This window comes from Streptomyces sp. NPDC046900, assembly GCF_040644975.1.
GTDB lineage: Bacteria > Actinomycetota > Actinomycetes > Streptomycetales > Streptomycetaceae > Streptomyces.
Genome location: NZ_JBEYXD010000007.1, coordinates 76,842 through 96,289, shown reverse-complemented (window position 1 = coordinate 96,289; position 19,448 = coordinate 76,842). Strand labels below are relative to the sequence as shown.

19 protein-coding genes, 1 pseudogene and 1 riboswitch are annotated in these 19,448 nt (G+C 69.6%); of the genes and pseudogenes, 11 read left to right on the top strand and 9 right to left on the bottom strand.

Going from position 1 to position 19,448, the window contains the following annotated elements:
* Positions 1–82 precede the first annotated feature (82 nt).
* The 6 genes from ABZ904_RS10020 to ABZ904_RS09995 all read left to right on the top strand — a co-directional run bounded on the left by ABZ904_RS10020 (position 83) and on the right by ABZ904_RS09995 (position 4,716).
* Positions 83–760 (top strand): metalloregulator ArsR/SmtB family transcription factor, encoded by a 678-nt coding sequence (locus tag ABZ904_RS10020; RefSeq protein WP_360992388.1) that lies wholly within the window; start codon positions 83–85, stop codon positions 758–760.
* 198 nt (positions 761–958) lie between these two features.
* Positions 959–1,465, top strand: coding sequence for an anthrone oxygenase family protein (locus tag ABZ904_RS10015; protein ID WP_360992391.1), 507 nt, complete (start codon positions 959–961; stop codon positions 1,463–1,465).
* Positions 1,466–1,812: 347 nt separating this feature from the next.
* Positions 1,813–2,889: an enoyl-CoA hydratase/isomerase family protein gene (locus tag ABZ904_RS10010; RefSeq protein WP_360992394.1), complete on the top strand. Its 1,077-nt coding sequence runs from the start codon at positions 1,813–1,815 to the stop codon at positions 2,887–2,889.
* A gap of 157 nt (positions 2,890–3,046) precedes the next feature.
* Positions 3,047–3,191: riboswitch (cobalamin riboswitch) on the top strand.
* A gap of 36 nt (positions 3,192–3,227) precedes the next feature.
* Positions 3,228–3,449 carry a CbtB-domain containing protein gene (locus ABZ904_RS10005; RefSeq protein ID WP_031170427.1) on the top strand — a complete coding sequence of 74 codons (222 nt, stop codon included), beginning with the start codon at positions 3,228–3,230 and terminating at the stop codon, positions 3,447–3,449.
* Between the two features lie 21 nt (positions 3,450–3,470).
* Positions 3,471–4,223, top strand: coding sequence for a CbtA family protein (locus ABZ904_RS10000; protein WP_359391826.1), 753 nt, complete (start codon positions 3,471–3,473; stop codon positions 4,221–4,223).
* Positions 4,224–4,368: 145 nt separating this feature from the next.
* On the top strand, positions 4,369–4,716 hold the full coding sequence (locus ABZ904_RS09995; protein WP_359391827.1) for a hypothetical protein: 348 nt from the start codon (positions 4,369–4,371) through the stop codon (positions 4,714–4,716).
* A 20-nt stretch (positions 4,717–4,736) separates the two neighbouring features.
* Here ABZ904_RS09995 and ABZ904_RS09990 read toward each other — a convergent pair whose 3' ends face one another.
* The gene (locus ABZ904_RS09990; protein ID WP_360992400.1) at positions 4,737–5,387 is read right to left on the bottom strand and encodes a histidine phosphatase family protein; all 651 of its coding nucleotides are present in this window, start codon (positions 5,385–5,387) and stop codon (positions 4,737–4,739) included.
* A gap of 22 nt (positions 5,388–5,409) precedes the next feature.
* On the bottom strand, positions 5,410–5,943 hold the full coding sequence (locus ABZ904_RS09985; protein ID WP_360992403.1) for a DUF2083 domain-containing protein: 534 nt from the start codon (positions 5,941–5,943) through the stop codon (positions 5,410–5,412).
* A gap of 120 nt (positions 5,944–6,063) precedes the next feature.
* Here ABZ904_RS09985 and ABZ904_RS09980 point away from each other — a divergent pair, with 120 nt between their 5' ends.
* Positions 6,064–6,786, top strand: a complete 723-nt coding sequence (locus ABZ904_RS09980; RefSeq protein ID WP_360992406.1) for an SMI1/KNR4 family protein — start codon at positions 6,064–6,066, stop codon at positions 6,784–6,786.
* Positions 6,787–7,028: 242 nt separating this feature from the next.
* Here ABZ904_RS09980 and ABZ904_RS09975 read toward each other — a convergent pair whose 3' ends face one another.
* Complete coding sequence (locus ABZ904_RS09975) at positions 7,029–7,667, bottom strand: HD domain-containing protein (protein WP_359391900.1); 639 nt, start codon at positions 7,665–7,667, stop codon at positions 7,029–7,031.
* A gap of 410 nt (positions 7,668–8,077) precedes the next feature.
* On the opposite strand from ABZ904_RS09975, the gene ABZ904_RS09970 reads away from it, so the two are divergent.
* Complete coding sequence (locus ABZ904_RS09970) at positions 8,078–8,683, top strand: DinB family protein (RefSeq protein ID WP_359391832.1); 606 nt, start codon at positions 8,078–8,080, stop codon at positions 8,681–8,683.
* A 40-nt stretch (positions 8,684–8,723) separates the two neighbouring features.
* The gene (locus ABZ904_RS09965) at positions 8,724–9,008 is read left to right on the top strand and encodes a hypothetical protein (RefSeq protein WP_361822337.1); all 285 of its coding nucleotides are present in this window, start codon (positions 8,724–8,726) and stop codon (positions 9,006–9,008) included.
* Positions 9,009–9,020: 12 nt separating this feature from the next.
* Here the strand turns inward: ABZ904_RS09965 and ABZ904_RS09960 are convergent, their stop codons facing one another.
* Positions 9,021–9,659: an HAD family phosphatase gene (locus ABZ904_RS09960; protein ID WP_361822334.1), complete on the bottom strand. Its 639-nt coding sequence runs from the start codon at positions 9,657–9,659 to the stop codon at positions 9,021–9,023.
* Positions 9,660–9,964: 305 nt separating this feature from the next.
* Between ABZ904_RS09960 and ABZ904_RS09955 the strand changes: the two are divergent.
* Positions 9,965–10,564 (top strand): annotated as a pseudogene (locus tag ABZ904_RS09955) (flavodoxin family protein); the annotation flags it as partial.
* Between the two features lie 283 nt (positions 10,565–10,847).
* On the opposite strand, the gene ABZ904_RS09950 reads toward ABZ904_RS09955, so the two are convergent.
* The 4 genes from ABZ904_RS09950 to ABZ904_RS09935 form a co-directional block, all read right to left on the bottom strand.
* Entirely contained in the window at positions 10,848–11,717 is an 870-nt protein-coding gene (locus tag ABZ904_RS09950; RefSeq protein WP_361822331.1) for an aldo/keto reductase, read from the bottom strand.
* A gap of 105 nt (positions 11,718–11,822) precedes the next feature.
* Positions 11,823–12,269 carry a nitroreductase family deazaflavin-dependent oxidoreductase gene (locus ABZ904_RS09945; protein ID WP_359391836.1) on the bottom strand — a complete coding sequence of 149 codons (447 nt, stop codon included), beginning with the start codon at positions 12,267–12,269 and terminating at the stop codon, positions 11,823–11,825.
* A gap of 554 nt (positions 12,270–12,823) precedes the next feature.
* Complete coding sequence (locus tag ABZ904_RS09940) at positions 12,824–13,528, bottom strand: hypothetical protein (RefSeq protein ID WP_359391837.1); 705 nt, start codon at positions 13,526–13,528, stop codon at positions 12,824–12,826.
* 49 nt (positions 13,529–13,577) lie between these two features.
* Entirely contained in the window at positions 13,578–14,567 is a 990-nt protein-coding gene (locus tag ABZ904_RS09935; RefSeq protein WP_360992420.1) for a nitrilase-related carbon-nitrogen hydrolase, read from the bottom strand.
* Between the two features lie 910 nt (positions 14,568–15,477).
* Between ABZ904_RS09935 and ABZ904_RS09930 the strand changes: the two genes are divergently transcribed.
* Positions 15,478–19,188, top strand: coding sequence for a serine/threonine-protein kinase (locus ABZ904_RS09930; RefSeq protein ID WP_361822326.1), 3,711 nt, complete (start codon positions 15,478–15,480; stop codon positions 19,186–19,188).
* 10 nt (positions 19,189–19,198) lie between these two features.
* Here the strand turns inward: ABZ904_RS09930 and ABZ904_RS09925 are convergent, their stop codons facing one another.
* Positions 19,199–19,435 (bottom strand): hypothetical protein, encoded by a 237-nt coding sequence (locus ABZ904_RS09925; protein ID WP_360992426.1) that lies wholly within the window; start codon positions 19,433–19,435, stop codon positions 19,199–19,201.
* Positions 19,436–19,448 lie beyond the last annotated feature (13 nt).

The following is a 19,448-nucleotide window of genomic DNA, read 5'->3' as shown; positions in this document are numbered from 1 at the left end:
CCGGATGCGAGGGGCGTGGTCGGCGTTGTGGTCACCGCGCCCACCTTCGCTTACACTATTCCATGGATTTATGGAGGATCGCATGGCGGGAACCACGACGGCCGGTACGAAGTCGCACCTGTATGACGCGTTCGCGGCCAGCGGCAAGGCGCTGGCCAGCGGAAAGCGCCTGGAGCTGATCGACCTGCTGGCCCAGGGCGAGCGCACCGTCGATGCCCTGGCCAAGGCCGCCGGGCTGAACCTGACGACGGCCTCGGCGCATCTGCAGACCCTGAAACAGGCCGGATTCGTCGCCACCCGACGCGAGGGGGTGCGCATTTACTACCGGCTCGCCGGCCACGACGTGGTCCAGCTGTTCGCGCTGCTGCGCAAGGTCGGCGAAGCCCACCAGGCCGCTGTGACCGCGGCGCGTGACGCCTACCTCGGCGAGGACGGCGCGGTGGAGGTCACCCACGAGGAACTGTGCGCCCGCACGGCGGCCGGGGACGTGGTGGTGCTCGACGTACGGCCGGTGGAGGAGTACATGGCCGGGCACATCCCGGGTGCGGTGTCCATTCCGGTCGGGGAACTGGCCGACCGGATCAACGAGTTGCCCGAGGAGACGGAGATCGTCGTCTACTGCCGCGGTGAGTACTGCGTGCTCGCCTACGACGCGGTGCGGCTGCTGACCGATCTCGGACGGCGGGCCGTCCGCCTCAACGACGGCATGCTCGAGTGGCGCCTGGCCGACCTGCCCGTCGACGCCGGCGCCCCGGCATGACCCGGATCCTGACTCGGCCTCAGCTGCCGCGGAGACGCGGCCAGAACCCGTAGCCGGCCGGTCCGATCACCTCGGCGGGCCATCCCGTCTGCCGTCCGACCCCGTCCGCAGAGGTGATCTCGGCACGAGGACTGTCACACAGGGACGACATCAGCCGTCAGGGCAAAGGAGGGTCTGCGTCTCACAAGGGAGTGTGCGATGAGGAGTGCCACGTTGGTGAAGGCCACGCGATACGTGAGCCTGCTGTCCTGCGGAATGCTGGCGGGGGTCGCCGTCACCGTGCTCTTTCTGGAACTGGCGCTCCGACGGCTGAACGGCCCGGCGTACGTCCGCGTACGCCAGGTGGAGTCCACCTTCTTCACCTGGTACATCGGGGCCATCACCGTACCGACCCTTGTCGCCGTGGCCGTACTTGTCATCTACGCGCGCAAGGCGCAGAGCCCCATCCTGCGGCCGGCGGCCATCGCCCTCGGGCTGCTCCTGTTGGCCCTGCTGGTCACGCTCGCGGTCAACGGTCCCATCAACGTCGAGGAACTGGGCTGGAACGTCCAGACTCCCCCTGCGGACTGGGCACACGTACGTGACCGCTGGCAGATCGCTCACGCGGTACGGACCGCCGCGATCGTCCTCGCACTCGGCTACCTCAGCGCCGCGATCCTGGACCGCCCGGCTCCCGAGGGGCGTTCGCTGCGCCAGGCGTCGTAGCGGAGCTCCCGCCGCCCAGGCCGGCGACCTGACCCGGCTGGGCGGGTGAGCGCGCCGGCCACGCTCGTCCTCGGGCAGATGCGCCGACCTTCAGCCGTCGAGTGACAGACAGTCGCGCTCACTACTCGCACGCCGACGGGAACAACCAAGCTCCGACCTGCCTCTTCTCTGCGATCACAGGCAGACGACGATGCTTCGTCACACGCGCCGCGCAGGTAGGCCCCGCGCCCATCGGCCCAGGCCCGGCGCCTAGACTCGCGGCGCCAGTGCATTCCCGAGGGCAGTGCCAGAAGGACCGACAAGATCATGCGCGTGACCGTGGCCCGTGGCCTGACGGAGGACTTCGGATGACAGGCGCCGAGGAACCCGTCCTCCTCCACACCGCAGGGCGGGCCGCCCACATCACTCTCAACAGGCCGAAGGCCCTCAACGCGCTGTCCCACGCGATGGTGCGGCACATCGACGAGGCTCTGAAGGCCTGGAAAGACGACCCGGCCGTCGAGACCGTGGTCATCACGGGGGCGGGGGAGCGCGGCCTGTGCGCGGGGGGCGACATCCGCGCCGTCCACGACGACGCCCGCGACGGTGACGGCACCGCCACGGCCGCCTTCTGGCGCGACGAGTACCACCTCAACGCCCGTATCGCCCGGTACCCCAAGCCCTACGTCGCCGTCATGGACGGCATCGTCATGGGTGGCGGTGTCGGCATCTCCGCGCACGGCAGCGTCCGGGTCGTCACCGAGCGGTCGAGGGTCGCCATGCCCGAGACCGGTATCGGCCTCGCCCCCGACATCGGCGGCACTTATCTGCTCGCTATCGCCCCCGGCGAACTGGGCACGCACCTCGCACTGACCGGCGCGCAGATCGGTGCCGCCGACGCCCTGCTGTGCGGGCTCGCCGACCACTACATGCCGTCCGCCGCTCTCCGGCACTTCGTCGCCGATCTCGCCGAGATGCCCGTGGAGCAGGCGGTCGCCCGTCATGTGCAGCCGTCGCCCCCAGGGGAGTTGGCAGGACGCCGTGAGTGGATCGACGCCTGCTACGCCGCCGACCGGGTCGAGGAGATCGTGCAGCGGCTGTTCGCCCACGGCGACCCGGCCGCGAAGGACACGGCGGAGACGCTGCTCACCAAGTCACCGACCGCCCTGAAGGTCACCCTGGCCGCCGTCCGCCGTGCTCGGCGGCTCGGCGCGCTGGAGCCCGTCCTCGACCAGGAGTACCGCGTCTCCTGCGCGGCCCTGAACTCTCCCGACCTGGTGGAGGGCATCCGCGCCCAGATCATCGACAAGGACCGCAACCCGCGCTGGTCGCCGGCGACCCTCGGCGAGGTCACGGACGCCGACGTCGAGCGCTTCTTCACCCCTCTCGGCGAGCACGAGTTGGGACTTGCCGGACCCAACTCAGCTCCCGAGGAGTCCTGGTGAAGCGAACCATCGCGTTCCTCGGACCCCGACACAGAGGCGTTCCCTGCGACGAGATCGGCCGCCCGGCCCGCCCGAGCGGCCGCCACCGCTGACATCCGACGGACCGGCCACCCGCCGCGAGAGGAAGATCACGCCAGGTGGCGCGGTCTTGGCCGGGTACCCGTCACGCGGTACGGTCGGTCCGATATCGACGACGGCGAGACGGAAGCCGGTGGGAATCCGGCACGGTCGCGCCACTGTATGCGAGATGCCTCGTGAGGCGTTTCGTGAGTCAGACCCGTGGCCGTCGTCCAGTGCACCACCGAGATGGGACGCGAACTCCCAGAGGAGGTTCTGCCATGGCGCAGACCGTCGCCCAGCCGACAGCCACCACCCCCGTCGTTCCCGCCACGCTGCCGCTGAAGGCGATAGCTCCCTGGGCGGTCTTCTTCGGCATCCTGATGCTGGTCCTGCTCTACTTCGTCGGCGCCGAGCAGGGCGCCACCTCCGTGTTCAACGGCACGGACGTCCACGAGTGGGTGCACGACGCCCGCCACCTGCTCGGCTTCCCCTGCCACTGACGCGAGGGACGCCGCACGCTCATGAACTCCGCAACAGTAAGAAACCTCCTGGTACGAGGCATGCTCGCCGGCCTGGCCGCCGGTGTGCTCGCCCTGGTCGTCGCCTACCTGCTCGGTGAGCCGAACGTCGACAAGGCGATCAGCTTCGAGGCGGCCCACTCCCACGAGCACGAGATGGAAGTCGTCTCCCGCTCGCTGCAGTCCACCGCCGGTCTCGCCACCGGCGTCCTGGTCTACGGGGTCGCCTTCGGCGGCATCGCCGCGCTCGCGTACTGCTTCGCGCTCGGCCGGATCGGCCGCTTCAGCCCGCGGGCGACCGCGCTGCTGCTGTCGGGCTGCGCGCTGCTCGCCGTGTACGTCGTGCCGTTCCTGAAGTACCCGGCCAATCCGCCGTCGGTGGGCAACTCCGACACCATCGGCAAGCGGACCACCCTGTACTTCCTGATGATGGTGCTCAGCATCCTCCTCGCGGTCGCTGCCACCATCCTGGGCAAGCGACTGGCACCCCGTCTGGGCACCTGGTGGGCGACCGTGGTGGCCGTGGCCGGCTTCGCCGTGGTGATCGGGTTGGCCTACGAGTTCCTGCCTGCCATCAACGAGGTACCGAAGGACTTCCCCGCCACCCTGCTGTGGCGGTTCCGTCTCTCGGCCCTCGCCATCCAGGCTGTCCTCTGGGGCGGATTCGGCCTGCTCTTCGGCGAGTTGGCCGAGCGGCAGCTGAATCCCAAGCCCGCGACAGCCCCGTCCGGGCGGACGGTTCCCGCCTCGCACTGACGGTTTTGAAACACGAGAGGGCCCTTCGGAACCATCCGGGGGCCCTCTCGCGTTTCCCGGGCACCGACGCGATCGGATCACGGGCAGGGCACAGAACACCGACCGATGAGGCAGGCACCGCCAAGCCGAGGAGCGGAGGAACCGAGTGGCCGGACACCCTCAGCCGCGCCGCATCACCCTCGGGGGCGGTGAGGCGGTCGCCCTCACCGTCGAGGAGTACGAGCAACTGATCGCCAGCCGACGGCAGATCGGCGGTCAGAGCGCCCGGGTGCGTGTGCTCGCCCAGCAGGCGAAGCGGACTGAACAGCTCCTGCGGGAACTGGAAACGCTGGTCCAGGACCCGATGGACTGCCACGGGCAGGGCGGTGCGGTGCCGCCGGAGTGCCCGGCACCCTGTCCCGCGGGCCGAGACGCGGAGTGGGACGAGGGAACCGACTGCCTGCGCTGCGCGATAGCGGCGCTGCTGCGCCGCCACCGGACCGCGGCCTACTGAACCACGGCGCCCGCCCCGCCTCAGCGCACCGAAGCAGTGCCCGACGCGGCGTCAGAGGCGGTGTCCGAGGCCGGGCCAGACACCGTGTCAGCTGGGGTGCCCGACGCTCCCAGAGGCTGTCCGAGCCGCAGGTTCCACCGGCCGGCCCGCCCGCTGAGCTCCGTGGCCGTCAACGGCGGCACGTCCAGCCGCCAGAAGGAAGCCGCGGGCAGGCCCAGAACATGGACGACCGCGGCCCGTACGACCTCCGGCTCGACGACGGCGACGGTACGACCGTCCGTGTCCTGCGCGGTGTCCAGCCAGCGCCCGACCCGCTCGCACACGTCCCGCACCGACTCTCCGCCGTGTCCTGCCCAGTCGGCGTCGGCGAGCCAGTGGCCCACTCCCTCCGGTTCGGCGGCAGCCACCTCCTCAAGAGTGCGGCCTTGCCAACGGCCCACATCCAGGGCCCCCAGCTCCGCCGTCTCCACGCCGTCGAGGCCGAGCGACGACGCCGTCTCCCGGCAGCGCACGCTGGGGGAGGTCAGCACACGGACGGGCGAGGGCAGCGACCCGGCCACCGAACGGGCGCGGGTTGCCCCGATGTCGTCGATCGAATCACCGTCATAGAAGCGGGCGTGCCGCAGCGATGGGCTCGTCGCGGGCGAGACGAAGGTGACGCGGCTGGTCACGTGCCTGTTCCTCCTGCGCTTGTCATGGGGTGCGGGTCTCCACAGGGTACGGAACGTATGTACGTCGGTCAGGGTAGATGGCCAGCCGTCCGCCGGCCGGCGGACGGGCCCGCTGTGCGCAGTCGCGGCGCTCGCAGATCCGGCAGCCCAGACCGATGGGCGTCGCCGCCCGGGGGCCGTCCAGGGCGATTCCCTCGGCGTAGACGAGCCGGTGGGCGTGCCGCAGCTCGCACCCGAGGGCGACGGCGAACTCGGCGCGCGGGGCGTGGTGGCCGTATCCGCCGCGGGTGAGGGTCCGCGCGACCCAGAAGTACCGCTTACCGTCCGGCATCTCCGCCACCTGCGTCAAGATCCGGCCCGGTGCGGAGAAGGCCTCGTACACCGTCCACAGCGGACATGTGCCGCCCATACGGGAGAAGTGGAAGTCGGTGGCCGACTGCCGCGCACCTCTGGATGCCGCGTCGTCACGGACAGCGACGAGGTACTTGCACCACGGGACTTTGACCAGCTGAGGCGAGACAGTTCCGGGGCCCCGGGCCGACCGAGGTCGCACCATTGCCCAACAGCCCGAGACCTCTCTTGTCGTCAACGGGTCAAGTCGAGACACGGATGCGACGATGAAGTCGTGCTGGTGGTGGCTCCATGCGTGCGCGAGGAAGGCGGTAGCGTCCTGGCCATGCCGGATGGTCCTGACGTGTCGGTGGTGCTGGTGGGCGGAGTGCAGACTCAGTCCCAAGCCCTGGACTTCGTGCAGTGGTTCGCCGACGCCTGGGCGGGCCGCCCACTGCAACGGGAAGACGGCTGCGCTGAAGAGGAGTTGGCGGCCGCAGAAGCTGATCTGGGCTTTGAACTGCCGGCTGCCTTGCGGGAGGGCTACGCCCTCTTCGGCCGTCGGGACGACCTCACCCGACAGCAGGACCCACTGGTCCGGCCGACCGGCCTCTACGTTGATGACGCCCTGAACGGCGTCCTGGTCTTCCGGCGTGAGAACCAGGACTGCGCCTACTGGGGGATCTCCCTGGGAGAGATCGAGCAGGACGACCCACCCGTAGTGGTGGAATCACACGGGGGCTGGATCCCCTTTCTCGATCGGATGTCCTTGGCATGGGTGGAGCTCGTGCTGAGCGAGTCGCTCTTCGGCTCGGACAGTCATTACGACGCCTGCGAGTTGCCGGACGCGCTGCTGCCGAGCCTTCACGAGCGCTACGCCCGAGTGGACCTGCCTGACCATCCCATGTGGGCCAGCGAGGACGACTCGCCCGTGCGCTGGTACTCAGCGCCCGGTCGGCTGGTGCGCCGAGACGGGATCCAGGACCGGTCCTGGATCCACGCGCGTGGGCGTACGGCTGCCGATCTTGAAATCGTGCGGAAGGACCTGCCCGGCCGCTGGGTCCACTGAAGCCGGGCTCGCCCGTCGATTCAGCGGGCTGGCGCCTCATGCAGGTCGGACCGGCGACTACGCGCCCAAGGAGCGGTGCTCATGCCGTCAGTGTGCCCTCGCCCACTGACAACGCTCGCGGCGGGCACATCGACGCCCAGGACGAGGAGGGCTCGGGGCCGGCAGTCACGGGACAGCCATGAGCGCTTCCCGTGCCCGGCGGTCTTGGGGGCACCAGGCGGGTGCCCCGAGTCATCTTGTAATTACTCCGGCCACGCCGAGTTCTGAATCACCTCGACGAAGTCGATGTGCCGGTAACCGGGAACGAAATGCTCCAGGACATCGGCGTTGACAGTGCCGAAGGTGGTGTCCGGACGATCCTTGAAACCGTCCGTGAACGCCTGGAGGATTTGGTTCTTGAAATCGGGGCGGGGGTGAGCCTTCGTCACTTCGGCGATGTCCGCCTCACTGAGATTGTCGAGGCGCATTCCGAGGACATCCGTCTCGACGCCCGCAGTGGTCGCCGCAATCTCCGGTGCCATCTTCCACGGGACCTCAGGAGTGGTGTGCAGGGCGATGGCGGTCCATGCGAGATCGGCGTCCGAGGCGGAGTAGCCGTGCTTCAGCAGGAACGCACGGGCCTGGTCGGCGCCGTCGAGTTCGAACCGCTGGTCATCGCTGCGGTAGGGCGGCACCAGGCCCGTGTCATGGAACAGCGCAGCGACGTACAGCAGTTCCGGATCGGGCTTCAGACCCAGCTTGCGGGCCTGAAGGCTGCCGAAGATGAACACCCGCCGCGAGTGGTTGAAAATCAGAGGAGTGGTCGTCTCCCTGATCAGGGCGGTGGCATCGGTGACAACGGGAGTGTCGGGAATCGTGACGCCAGCGATGATCTCGCTCATGAGGGACTCCAATCGGTTCTGTGATCGGTGGCGATGTATGCATCCAGGGTCTCCCCATTCCGCGATCCCGGTCATGTGTGCAGTCGGCCGTAAAACCCACGGATTCGGACATGCGGAAGGCCTGGCCGGTCTCAGCACGATGGGCGAGGGGCACCGGTGGGTCAGATGACGGAGTTCTCCTGGGGGACGCAGCGCATCATGACGAGTGCTTCCACGTTGCGGCTGCCGTTGCGTCCACGCTTCGCGGAGCGCTTCTGCTCCTCGGCGATGTCGCCGGACATCCGCAGTCGGACAGTCCGACGCGAACCGCCCGCCGAGAGGCTCTGACGACGGCGTCCAGAGCGAGGCATCGCTCGTTCCCGTCTCGCAAAAGGCGTGGACAGAGATCGTTCAGGCGCGAGACTGGGCTCATGACCGCACCGGATCCCAAAGCTGACCTTCACTTCTACCTGCAGTCCGCCCGTGATGCCCTGCTGTGGAAGCTCGAAGGTCTTTCGGAGTACGACATCCGCCGCCCGCTGACGCCGACCGGCACCAACCTCCTCGGGTTGGTCAAACACGTGGCCGGCGTAGAGCTGGGCTATCTCGGCGACACCTTCGGACGGCCGTCCGGCGAGCCGCTGCCCTGGCTCGAAGACGGTGCTGAGCCCAACGCGGACATGTGGGCCACCGCCGACGAGTCACGCGAGCAGATCGTGGAGCTGTACCGCCGTGCCTGGGCGCACGCGGACGCGACGATCGACGCAGTGGGGCTGGAAACGATCGGCAGGGTGCCGTGGTGGCCCAAGGACAGGGACGAAGTGACGCTGCATCATGCCGTGGTGCGCGTGATCGCTGATACACAACGGCACGCCGGGCACGCCGACATCGTCCGAGAACTGATCGACGGTGCTGTCGGGATGAACGAGGGCAACACCAGCATGGGGCCCGGCGACTCGACGTGGTGGCAGAACTACCGCAGCCGGCTCGAGGGCGTGGCCGAGAAGGCAGCTCGCAAGCCCGCCGTGGACAAATAACCAGTGGAGACGTGTTCGCGGCGATGACAAGGTAAAGCCCATGCCGTCGCCCATGGTTGAACAACTGCTCCGTGATCTGCACGCGTCGCTCACCCAGCGCAAGCGGCCGGAGGATGTGGCCCGGCTCATCCAGGATCTCTACGCCGCCCAGGGCGCTGACCTCGATACAGCCACCGAGGCGGCGCCCGCCAAAGCTGCTGAGCACTCGCTTCGCAACCTATGGCACGGATACACCTCCATGCTCGAGGAGTTCGCCCGTCCGATCGACGCGCAGCGTCAGCTCGCCCGAGCGGCAAGCCGCGACAGCCCGGGGTGCGGGGTATAGGTCAAGCCGCTGTCATCCGAGCGGGACGTGCCCTGGAACGCGGGGCCCAGCGCCCAGATGAGCTGCGACGCGTGTGATCGTCCGGGCGTTGTCCTCGAACAGATGCGCTTGCATGCCCGCCGCCTGGGCGGCCTCGACGTTGACGGAGACATCGTCGATGAAGAGACAGTTCTCCGAGCGTACGTCCAAGGTGGCACATGCGGCCTCGAAGGCTCGCGGGTCAGGTTTGCCGACGCCGATCTCGTGCGAGTAGATGATCTGTTCCACCAGGTCGTCGAAGTGGTACAGCGCCGTCTCGCGCTCCCGGGCACCGACGAAGCTGTTGCTCAGGATGCCCAGCCTGCACATTCCCTGTAGCCCCCGCACGTAGGCGATGAGTTCCTCGTTCGGCGTCCCCAGGTATTCGGCCCAGAGATCAGCCATGAAGGCATCGACATCGAAGGTGTCGAGACCCAGGCGTGTTGCCACCTGCTCGTGCACCTCGCGTTCGCTGATGCTTCCGACGCTTCCAGCACGCCATACGTCGCGCATCCGGTCATTCACCGTGCCCAACGGCAACTCGACCCGGTCTTCCCACCGTTGCACCCACCCCGTGTCCGGCGTGATCTCCAGTACTCCGCCGATGTCGAGAATGACGCAGGTCGCGGTCACGTGAACTCCCCCTCTTGGTCCCGTCCGGCTCACCGAGCGCACACACCGCCGCTCAGGAGATCCGTGGAGACACTGTTGCTCTTCCGTCCGGGACGAGGTCAAGCGATCTTGAATTCTGTGACAGCCCTGTCGCGAGACGCCGACGCGACCGGCCCAATCGTCAGGCACCGCTACAGCCGCGGCCTTCGCCGTCGCCATGCCCACCGCGCGTCGACTGGCTTCTGGATGAACTCCACCACAGGCTAGACCTCCAATGGAGGTATGGTCTACTTTAGAAACCAGCCCTCCAAGGATAGGAATGTCTGATGTCCCAGCACGTCCCCCCGCAGCCGCGCATCGCCATCGCCTTCCACTCCGGCTACGGTCACACCGCCGTCCTGGCCGAGGCGGTACAGCGGGGTGCCGAGAAGGCCGGTGCGCAGGTCGCCTTCATTCCGGTGGATGCCATCACCGATGAGCAGTGGAGCGAACTCGACGCCGCCGATGCCGTGATCTTCGGAACGCCTACCTACATGGGCGGTGCGTCCGCCGGCTTTCACGCGTTCGCAGAGGCCACGGGCCGTCGGTTCGTCGACGGGGCATGGGCCGACAAGATTGCCGCCGGCTTCACCAACTCGTCCTCGAAGAGTGGTGACAAGCTGAACACGCTGACGTTCCTCGCCGCCTTCGCGGCACAGCACCGCATGATCTGGGTGAGCCTGGGCCTCGCCCCGGGCTGGAACGCCCTGGAGGCCGGCGAGGACGACCTCAACCGGCTCGGCTTCTGGACCGGCGCCGGCGCGCAGACCCCACTGGACGGTGGAGTCGACACGGTGCACAGCTCGGACGTCGCCACTGCCGAACACCTCGGGGCGCGCGTCGCGGAGCAGGCCGCGGCCTTCGTCGCCGGTCGAGCCGCTCTGGCCGGCTCGGCCGACGCCTGGGCGGTCGCCCGGGATCACGTCTACCCCGAGGCGCCGGCCCGGGATCACCACCACCCCGTCGCCTCCGCCCGCCGAGCGGCGGATCGGTCAGCGGCTGCCGACGTCGTCAGGTGCGCGGCTGCGCGTTGTTCGCGGTGAGGCCGATGATGTCGGCGAGGTGGCGCCAATAAGAGCGTGCCGGCGTCTCTCGTCCTACCCCGGTGATGATCTGCCGAGCCAGGCGGTCATACGCCGGGCTGGTGACCGGCCACGGCCAGGCCGCCGTTTACACGGCCTGGCTGAGCGCCTGCAACTCGGCGTCGCGCAGGGTGATCTGCGCGGCCCGGGTGTTCTCCTCGAGATGAGACACGCGGGAGGTGCCGGGAATGGGCAGCATCACGGGGGAGCGGTGGAGCAGCCAGGCCAGGGCCAGCTGGGAGGGGCTCGCACCGTACGTCTTGGCAAGCGTGTCCAGCGGGCCGCCGGGACGTGCCAGTTGGCCGGTGGCCATCGGGAACCACGGGATGAAGCCCAGGTTTTCCCGCTCGGTGTACTCCAGTACATCCTCGGCACGGCGATCGGCGAGGTTGTACAGGTTCTGCACGGAGACGATGTCCGCGATCGTGCGCGCTTCCTGGATCTGGGAGACCGTCACCTCTGACAGTCCGATGTGGCCGATCTTTCCCTCTTCCTGCAGCAGGCGGAGCTCGCCGACCTGGTCGGCGAGCGGTACCTGGGGGTCGATGCGGTGCAACTGGTAGAGGTCGATGCGGTCCACGCCGAGGTGGCGCAGGCTCAGTTCGGTCTGCTGTCGCAGGTATTCGGGCCGGCCCAGCGGCCGCCAGCCGTCCGGGCCCGAGCGGGACAGCCCGCCCTTCGTGGCGATCACGAGGTCCGCCGGGTAGGGGTGCAGTGCCGTATGGATGAGCTGCTCGCTGACGAACGGGCCGTAGGAGTCCGCGGTGTCGATGAAGTTCACGCCCAGCTCGACGGCCCGGCGGAGCACACGCACAGCCTCCTCCGGATCCTTCGGCGCCCCCCATACGCCGGGGCCGGTCAGTTGCATGGCTCCGTATCCGAGCCGGTTGACGGGCAGGCTGCCGCCGATCCGGAACACTCCGGAAGCGTCGGCGGGACGTGAGGTTTCCTCAGCCATGGTCTGTACTTCCTGTTGTTGTGCCGGGCCAAACACTGTAGGCGGCTGTGGGCACCGGCAGGAGTCGTGCGGAGTGAGGGGCAGCCCCACGCGGGTGAGAGGCGGTCAGCGCGCGTCGGTGACCGGCTCCAGGACGAAGAGCGGGATGTCCCGATCGGTCCCGGCCCGGTACTCGACGAAGGGCGGGTAGGCGGCGTCCGCGTGCTTCCACCATTCGGCCTTCTCCTCGCCGTGAAGCTCGCGAGCGATCATGTCCTGCTTGGCTGCCCGGTCCTGCACCTCGACGAGGGGATGGGCGACCACGTTGTGGTACCAGGCGGGGTGCTGGTCAGCGCCACCGTTGGAGGCGGCCACCGCGTAGCAGCCGTTGTGTTCCACCCGCATCAGCGGCATCTTGCGGACCTTGCCGGACTTCACGCCCATGGTGGTCAGGATGATGACCGGCAGGTCCAGGAAGGTGCCGCCCTCCTCGCCGTCGGTGGCCTCGTACAGCGCGACCTGGTCGCGTACCCACGAGGTGGCGCTCGGCTCGTACTCACCACGGAGAGGCATTGCTCGTGCTCCTAGCAGTTCTTCGAGGCGCGGGCCGTGGGGTTCGCGGCCCGGGTGTGGCTTGGGAGTTTCCAAAATAGACCACATCTCTATTAGGGTCCAATGGTCCCTCGCCGTTCAGAGAGTGTGAGCCTTCGCACGGGACGTGTGCGCCGCAATGGGGTCGTCCATGCGGGCCTGGCGTCGGGGAACGGACGCCCGAGGCGTGTCGCCCGGTCGTCACGCCCTTGGCCGCTCGGACGGCTGCGGCTGCTGATGACCGCTGCTCAGCCCGGATCGAGGAGCAGCCGTAAATGGGTGGTCGGCACCGAAGGGCGGGGCAGTCAAGGCGCTCGTCACCCTGGAGCCAGTCAGGCGCGCCGCCCGGCCGTCCACGGGCTGATTCCTCGGCGCCGGCGTCTTCACGGGCGGCGATGGTGTGCCATACAACCGGCCCGTCTCCGACCGGGCAGCGGCCGTCCACGGGCTCGCGCATCGGATGCCGAACGCGACCGTGGCGCCGCCCCGGCAGGGCGGCGCCACAGCAGAGCCGATCAGCGCTCCAGGAAGGCGCTCTACTTCGTCGTACCCCAGAGCTGGCCGTCGGGCACGTGGGACGGGTTGCCCATCAGCCTGTCGACCCGGATCTGCGAGGGCACCGCCATCCGGCGATCGCCGCGCTCGTGGCCGCCGTGCCGGAACGAGCTGTGCGTGAAGGTCATCGCGTAGGGGTGGGCAAAGTTCGTCGTCGAGCCGCTGACCAGCGGGAAGTGCCCCTGGGAGAGGGTCGTGGGGGAGTCCGCGGTGTCGATGATCCACACGGTCTTGGCGGACACGCCGCATTTCTGCAGGGTGAGGCCCTCGTCCTGGTACGCGGTGTGAGCCAGGCCCGCACACAGGCCGGTGCGCTTGCCGTGCGGCGCGTACTCGACCTCTACTGCGCGCAGCTTGCCGTAGTGCTTGTTCACCTCGGCGGACACGAGGCCGTCCTTGTAGAAGTCGGACACCTGGCCCGCGCGGTGGCCGACGATGTCCCCGGCCGCATCGGACGTGCTGACGGGGTACATCACGGTGGGCTGGCCGACCCTCGCCACCCCCCGATACACGGTCTCGACCAGGTTGGGCCGCTCGGACGTGCCGAACTTGGCGCTGTAGATCTGGATGCAGCTGTCACCGCACTCCGGGGTGGCTGCGTTCGCGGAGAGCGCTCCCGCCGCACCGAAGCCACCGACCATGGTCGCCACCGCCGCCGCAGCGAGCGCCTTGTTCTTCATGGACATCAAAGTCTCCTTTACTCGAACCGTAGTCAGGACCCTGCGCACTGCCGCCTCACCGGTCCTGGGTGGGACGGTCTTCTTCGATCGCCCGTCCGGCCCGGGCCGCAACGTGCGTGCCGCGCTCGTGGAGATTGGCCACCGCCGAGCGGTCGATCTGCAGGTTGAGGAGTTCTGGGCGGCTGTAGTGGCCGCGCGCGTCCATCAGGCGCTTGCGCCGGTCGATCAGCTCGAAGTCCAGGTCGGCGATGACTTCGCCTTCACCGGAGGTGAGCGGCTCGCCGAGGACGCGGCCCTCGGGGTCGACAATGGCGGTGAAGAAGCCGCGGGAGAACGCCTCGACGGGGCCGCCTGTGTCCTGAGCGAGTTGGCCCTGCTGGTCGGCATCGAGCCAGGCGGTGGCGTTGACCACGAAGCAGGCCGATTCCAGCGCGTGCTGGCGGACGCTGACCTCGTTCTGCTCGGCGAACAGCGGGCCGCCGAAGCCGCCCGGGTACATCGCGGCGTGTATCTGCTCGCCGTCCGCGATCAAGGCATAGCGCGCCAGCGGCAGATAGTGCTCCCAGCAGGCGAGCTGGCCGATGCGGCCGACGGCACTGTCCGTTGCGCGCAGGCCTGAACCGTCGCCCTGGCCCCAGACCATCCGCTCGTGATAAGTCGGCGTGATCTTGCGGCGGCGCTGGATCAGCGTGCCGTCCGCGTCGAACAGCAGCTGCGTGTTGTAGATGGTGCCGCCGTCACGCTCATTGACGCCGATCGAGACGACCATGTGCGCTTCCCGGGCGGCTTCGCCGATCGCATCCGTCTCGGCGGACGGTACGGTCACCGCCTCCTCGAGCAGGCGCAGGTGTTCCTTGGCCGATGCGTAGGGCGGCTGCACGAAGGAGAAGTACGGGTAATAGGGAACGACGGTTTCGGGAAAGACGGCGAACTGGACACCCTGTTCGCCAAGTTCCCGGATCTTGCGCACGACCTTCTCGACCGTGCCCGCACGGCTGTAGAGCACGGGGCTGATCTGGACGGCGGCGGCTTTCACGACGGTCATGACATGACTCCTTCGAAATGCGCACTAGGCAGGTTCGTGGTGTTGTGTGTGTCTGGAATATCGATGCATAAGGAACGGAAGCCCCGGGTCTTCAGGCGGCAGACCCCGCTGGGCGCCAGGCAGGCTCCCGGTCCACCGAGGCGCCGGCTGCTGCAGTAGTCGGTAGGCAGCAGGCGTCCTGGCGACAGATAGGAGCATATGCTCATATCTGGAGAGAGGCAAGGGCGACGGCGTAAGGCACAGCGGGTTCGCCGACCCGGCGCCCCTGCCCGGACAACGACCCGCACCCGCCCCTCAGGCCTCTTCTGCTTCTACCAGGTCCACGACACCTGCGCTCGCCGCGGGCGGAGCTCTCGACCCGTCACTGAGGCCCTCGACGCGCTCATCCCTGAGGGCGGGTGCTGCTCCACCGGCCCGGTCACATCTGCATTCGACATGCCGTGATGGGTGGCGCGGGTGCCCTGCGGTGCGACCTTGGGCTGCGTCCGGCAATGCCGCCGTCCGTCGCAGCGAAGCGCCCACCGTGCGTATCGCTGACTGTTGCTCGGGATCCGGTCCTCTGTCGGACTCTGGCTGAGGCTGGAAGGGGATGATGGGGCATCTGGGGGCGGTGCTGCTGCCTCGGTCGGCGGACCAAGTGGGACTGACGGGAGGGCTCGCCCGGCGCGGGGCTACGTATGGCGAGGGCGCAGTGGTGCAATAGGGACCGTCTCGCCTCAACCGCCCCGGCCCGGGCCGACGTTCGAGGCAAAGACAAGCCCCACTGCGCGGCTCGGGCGGCGCGGGTGTGGGACAACCACCCCCGAGGGGACTTCGCTGGAGCGGGGAGACCCGGCGTGGCGACGGACGTGTCACGACCCGTACCAGCGCGTAGCGTTGAGGTGGGTGACATGGCGAAGGAGACGCGGTGTTGGCGGGGGAGACGCGGGGAAACGGCTCGGGCTGGCGCGTCGGTGAGCGGGTGCTCGGCCTGTACGACGTGACCGCGGTACACGGTGAGGGCGGCATGGGGCTGGTGCACCGGGTCCGGCACCTGGGATGGGGCGTCGACCTGGCCGTCAAGAGTCCGCGGCCGGAGCTGCTGCGCGGCCGGGCGGACCGGGAGAGGTTCGTCCGCGAGGCCGAGACCTGGGTGGACCTGGGGCTGCATCCGCATGTGTGCGCCTGCCACTACGTACGCACCGTGGCCGGGGTACCGAGAGTCTTCGCGGAGTATGTGGACGGCGGCAGCCTGCGGGCATGGATCGACGACCGGCGGCTGTACAGGGGGTCGCCCGAGGAGGTTCTGGCCCGGGTGCTGGACATCGCCGTCCAGATGGCCTGGGGGCTGGCGCACGCCCATCAGCGCGGTGTCGTCCATCAGGACGTCAAGCCCGGCAATGTGCTGCTCGGCGCGGACGGCGTCGCGAAGATCACCGACTTCGGGCTGGCCAGGGCCCGCCGCTTCGGTGCCGACGCGCAGCCCGTGTCCTTCGACGGCGTCCCGTCCGGCGGAGCGGAGAGTGCCGCCACCGCGCTGCTGACCCAGGGCGGCCTGACTCCTGCCTATGCCTCGCCCGAGCAGGTGCGTGGGGCACCGCTGGACGGTCGTACGGATGTGTTCAGCCTGGCGGTGAGCATCCTGGAGATGTTCACCGGCGAGGTGACCTGGGGCTTCGGACCCGCGGCCGGACCGGCCCTGGCGACGTATCGCCTCAGCCCGCCGCCCCCGCCACCGCTGCCGTCACTGCCCGGCCGGCTTGCCGCGCTGCTGGAACGCTGCCTGCACGACGACCGCGCCGGACGCCCAGCATGGATGACCGCGGTGGCGGCCGAACTGACCGCGGTGTACGCGGCCGAACTGGGCCGCACCTACCACCGCCGGGCTCCGACCGCGGCCGAACTGCGCGCCGACGAACTCACCAACCGTGCCATGTCGCTGCTGGACCTGGGCCGGAGCACGGACGCGGAGGCGCTGCTGGCCGAGGCGCACGAGGCCGACCCGCAGCACCCGGAGGCGGTGCACAACCTGGGCCTGCTGCGCTGGCGTTCCGGCGACACCGCGGACGACATGCTGTTGGCGAGGCTGTCCTCGGCACTGGAGAGCGCGGACAGCGGGAGCCGATGGCGGGCCGAACTGAGCTTTGCCGCAGTCCACTTGGAGCGCGGCGACCCTCAGGCGGCGCTGCCGCCGCTGGCCCGGGCCCGCCGGACGGCGCCGGACGACGTGGAGGTGGCCGCGGCTCTGGAGGCGGCGCAGTCCGCTGCGTGGGACACGGCCGCCGGACGGCTGGTGCGTACGCTGTGCGGCACCGAGAAGTTCGTGCACGCGGTCGCGCTCACCCCGGACGCCCGGCGTGCCCTGTCCGGCGGCGAGGAGGGCGAGGTGCTGCTGTGGGACGCCGAATCCGGGCGGCTCCTGGGCAAGTTCGCCGGGCACGAGAAAGCCGTTCACGCGGTAGCCCTGACGGCGGACGGCGGCCGGGCCCTCACCGGAGACCACAGCGGCCGGGTCCTGCTGTGGGACACCGGCACCGGGCGGATTGTGCGCGAGTTGGCCGGGCACACGGGCTCGGTGCGGTCCTGCGTCTTCGGCGCGGACCAGCGGACCGCCGTGACCGGAGGGTGGGACGGGACCGTGCGCTGGTGGGAGACCGCGACCGGGCGCTGTCTGCGGGTGCTCGAACCGCCCCGCCGCGACGCACGCCATCCGGCCTCCGTCGGGGCCCTGGCCCTGGCCGGGGACGGGCACACGCTGCTGGTCGGCGCCGGGAACGTGGTCGGGGTCTGGGACCTGACGACCGGCCGGTGCCTGCGCACGCTCGACGGCTGCCATGAGCCGCCCGCCGCGCTCGCCCCCGACGGACGGCACGCCCTGACCGGGGGCGACCGCGGTCTGATCTGGTGGGACCTGTCCTCCGGCGAGCGCGTCCGCGCCATGAGGGCGGACCCCCGGGGGACGGTGGCGGCAGCGGTCGCGCCGGACGGACGGCACGCCGTCACCGGTGCCGTCGGCGGCGCCCTGCGTCTGTGGGACCTGACCCGGGGACGCTGCCTGTGGACCGTCCCGGCGCACCTGGGAGTCGTCTCCTCGCTGACCCTGAGCGCCGACGGCCGCCGGGCGCTGACCGGCGGCGACACCGTACGGCTGTGGCAGCTGCCGGCGCCGGGTGCGTACACCGCTCCGTATCAGATCTGCCGCCCCCGCTCGCACGGCGAACTGGCCCTGCACCAGGACCGTGTGGACCGGCTGCTGGAGGCGGCCGAAAGGGCCCGTCGGCGGGACCACTACGCCGATGCGATCGGTCTGGTCGCCGACGCCAGGGCGCTGCCGGGGCATGAGCGCGACGAACGGGTGCTGGCCGCCTGGCACCTGCTGTCGCTGTGCTGTGTGCGCGTCGGGGTGCGGGGTGCATGGCCGGCCGGAGCGGTCCGGGTGGGCTCGCACGTGTATCAGGCCGAGGCCACGGCCGACGGCCGCCGGGCCCTGTGTGCCGACTTGGATGGACTGCGGCTCTGGGACCTGGACGCCGCACGCCCGCTGCGCACCTTCACCGGGCACGCCGGGGATGTCCGGTGCGTCTCGCTCGCCCCGGACGAGCGGCGGGCTCTGTCCGGCGGTGCGGACGGCACCGTACGGCTGTGGGACCTGGCCGACGGGCGATGTCTGCGGGTGATCGACGGCTACTGCGGCCGGATCGAAAGCGTGCGGTTCAGCCCGGACGGGCTGGTGGCCTTCGCGGGCGGCGCCGACGGCTCGGTGCGCTGCTGGGAACTCGACGGTGGCCGGCTGCTCGCCCAGTACCGGCCGCACGGCAGTGCCACACACGCCCTGTGCCCGAGCGCGGACGGCCGGCTGGTGCTCTCCGGCGGCCGGGGCGACCTGGTGATGCTGTGGGACCTGGAACAGGCTCTGAGAGTACGCGAGTTCCACGAGCCGAATGTGAACCCGACGGTCCTCAAGGCCGACATCGTCTCTGACGCCCGGCTGACCCCGGACGGCCGACTCGCGGTCACCGCCAACTCCGACGGGCGGGTACGGGTGTGGAACATCGCCGACGGCCGCCTGCTGCACGTGGCCGACCAGCACGCGACCGAGGACGGATGGGCGAACGTCATGACCGCGGTGACCGTCTCGGCGGACAGCCGCTTCGCGCTCGCCGCCAACTGGGACACAGCCGTACGCCTGCTCGACCTCCGGACCGGACGCAGGCTGCGTACGCTCGCCGAACACACCAACTGGGTGACGACCGTCCACCTGAGCGCCGACGGCCGGTATGCGGTGTCCGGCGGCACGGACGGCACCCTGCGGCGATGGGAGATCGACTGGGAACTGGAGCCGCGGCTGCCCGCGGACTGGGACGAGGGGGCCCGGCCGTACCTGAACGCCTTCCTCGACCTGCGCACCCGCTACCGATGGCAGCAGGAGCAGGGCTCGCCCCGCGACGTTTCCCTCGGACTCGGGCCCGTGACGTCCCGGCTGGCCAGGACCGGGCCTCCGGCGTGGGGCGAGGACGATGTCGCCACCCTGCTGCGGAACCTGGGACGCGCCGGGTACGGCTGGCTGCGGCCCGAGGGGGTGCGGGCCGAACTGGAACGAGCGGCCGCGGCCCGGGAATCGGAGTGGGAAGGGGACTGGTGAGCCGAGCTGTTCAGTGCAGCTGGTCCAGGTCCGGGGCGGACATCACCGAACCGCACCTGGAGCAGCGCGGGACGGCGCCTCCGGTCTGGGTCACGCAGCGGTCGCAGTAGTACCCGGGGCAGGCCGTGCAGTGCCAGAACACCACTGCCCAATTCTCCGGATCGTTCACCGCAATCGGATTGCCGCCCGCGATCCTGGAGACGGACAGCAGACGGGGACATCCCCCGGAACACATCATCACCGTCATGCCACCAGACGAT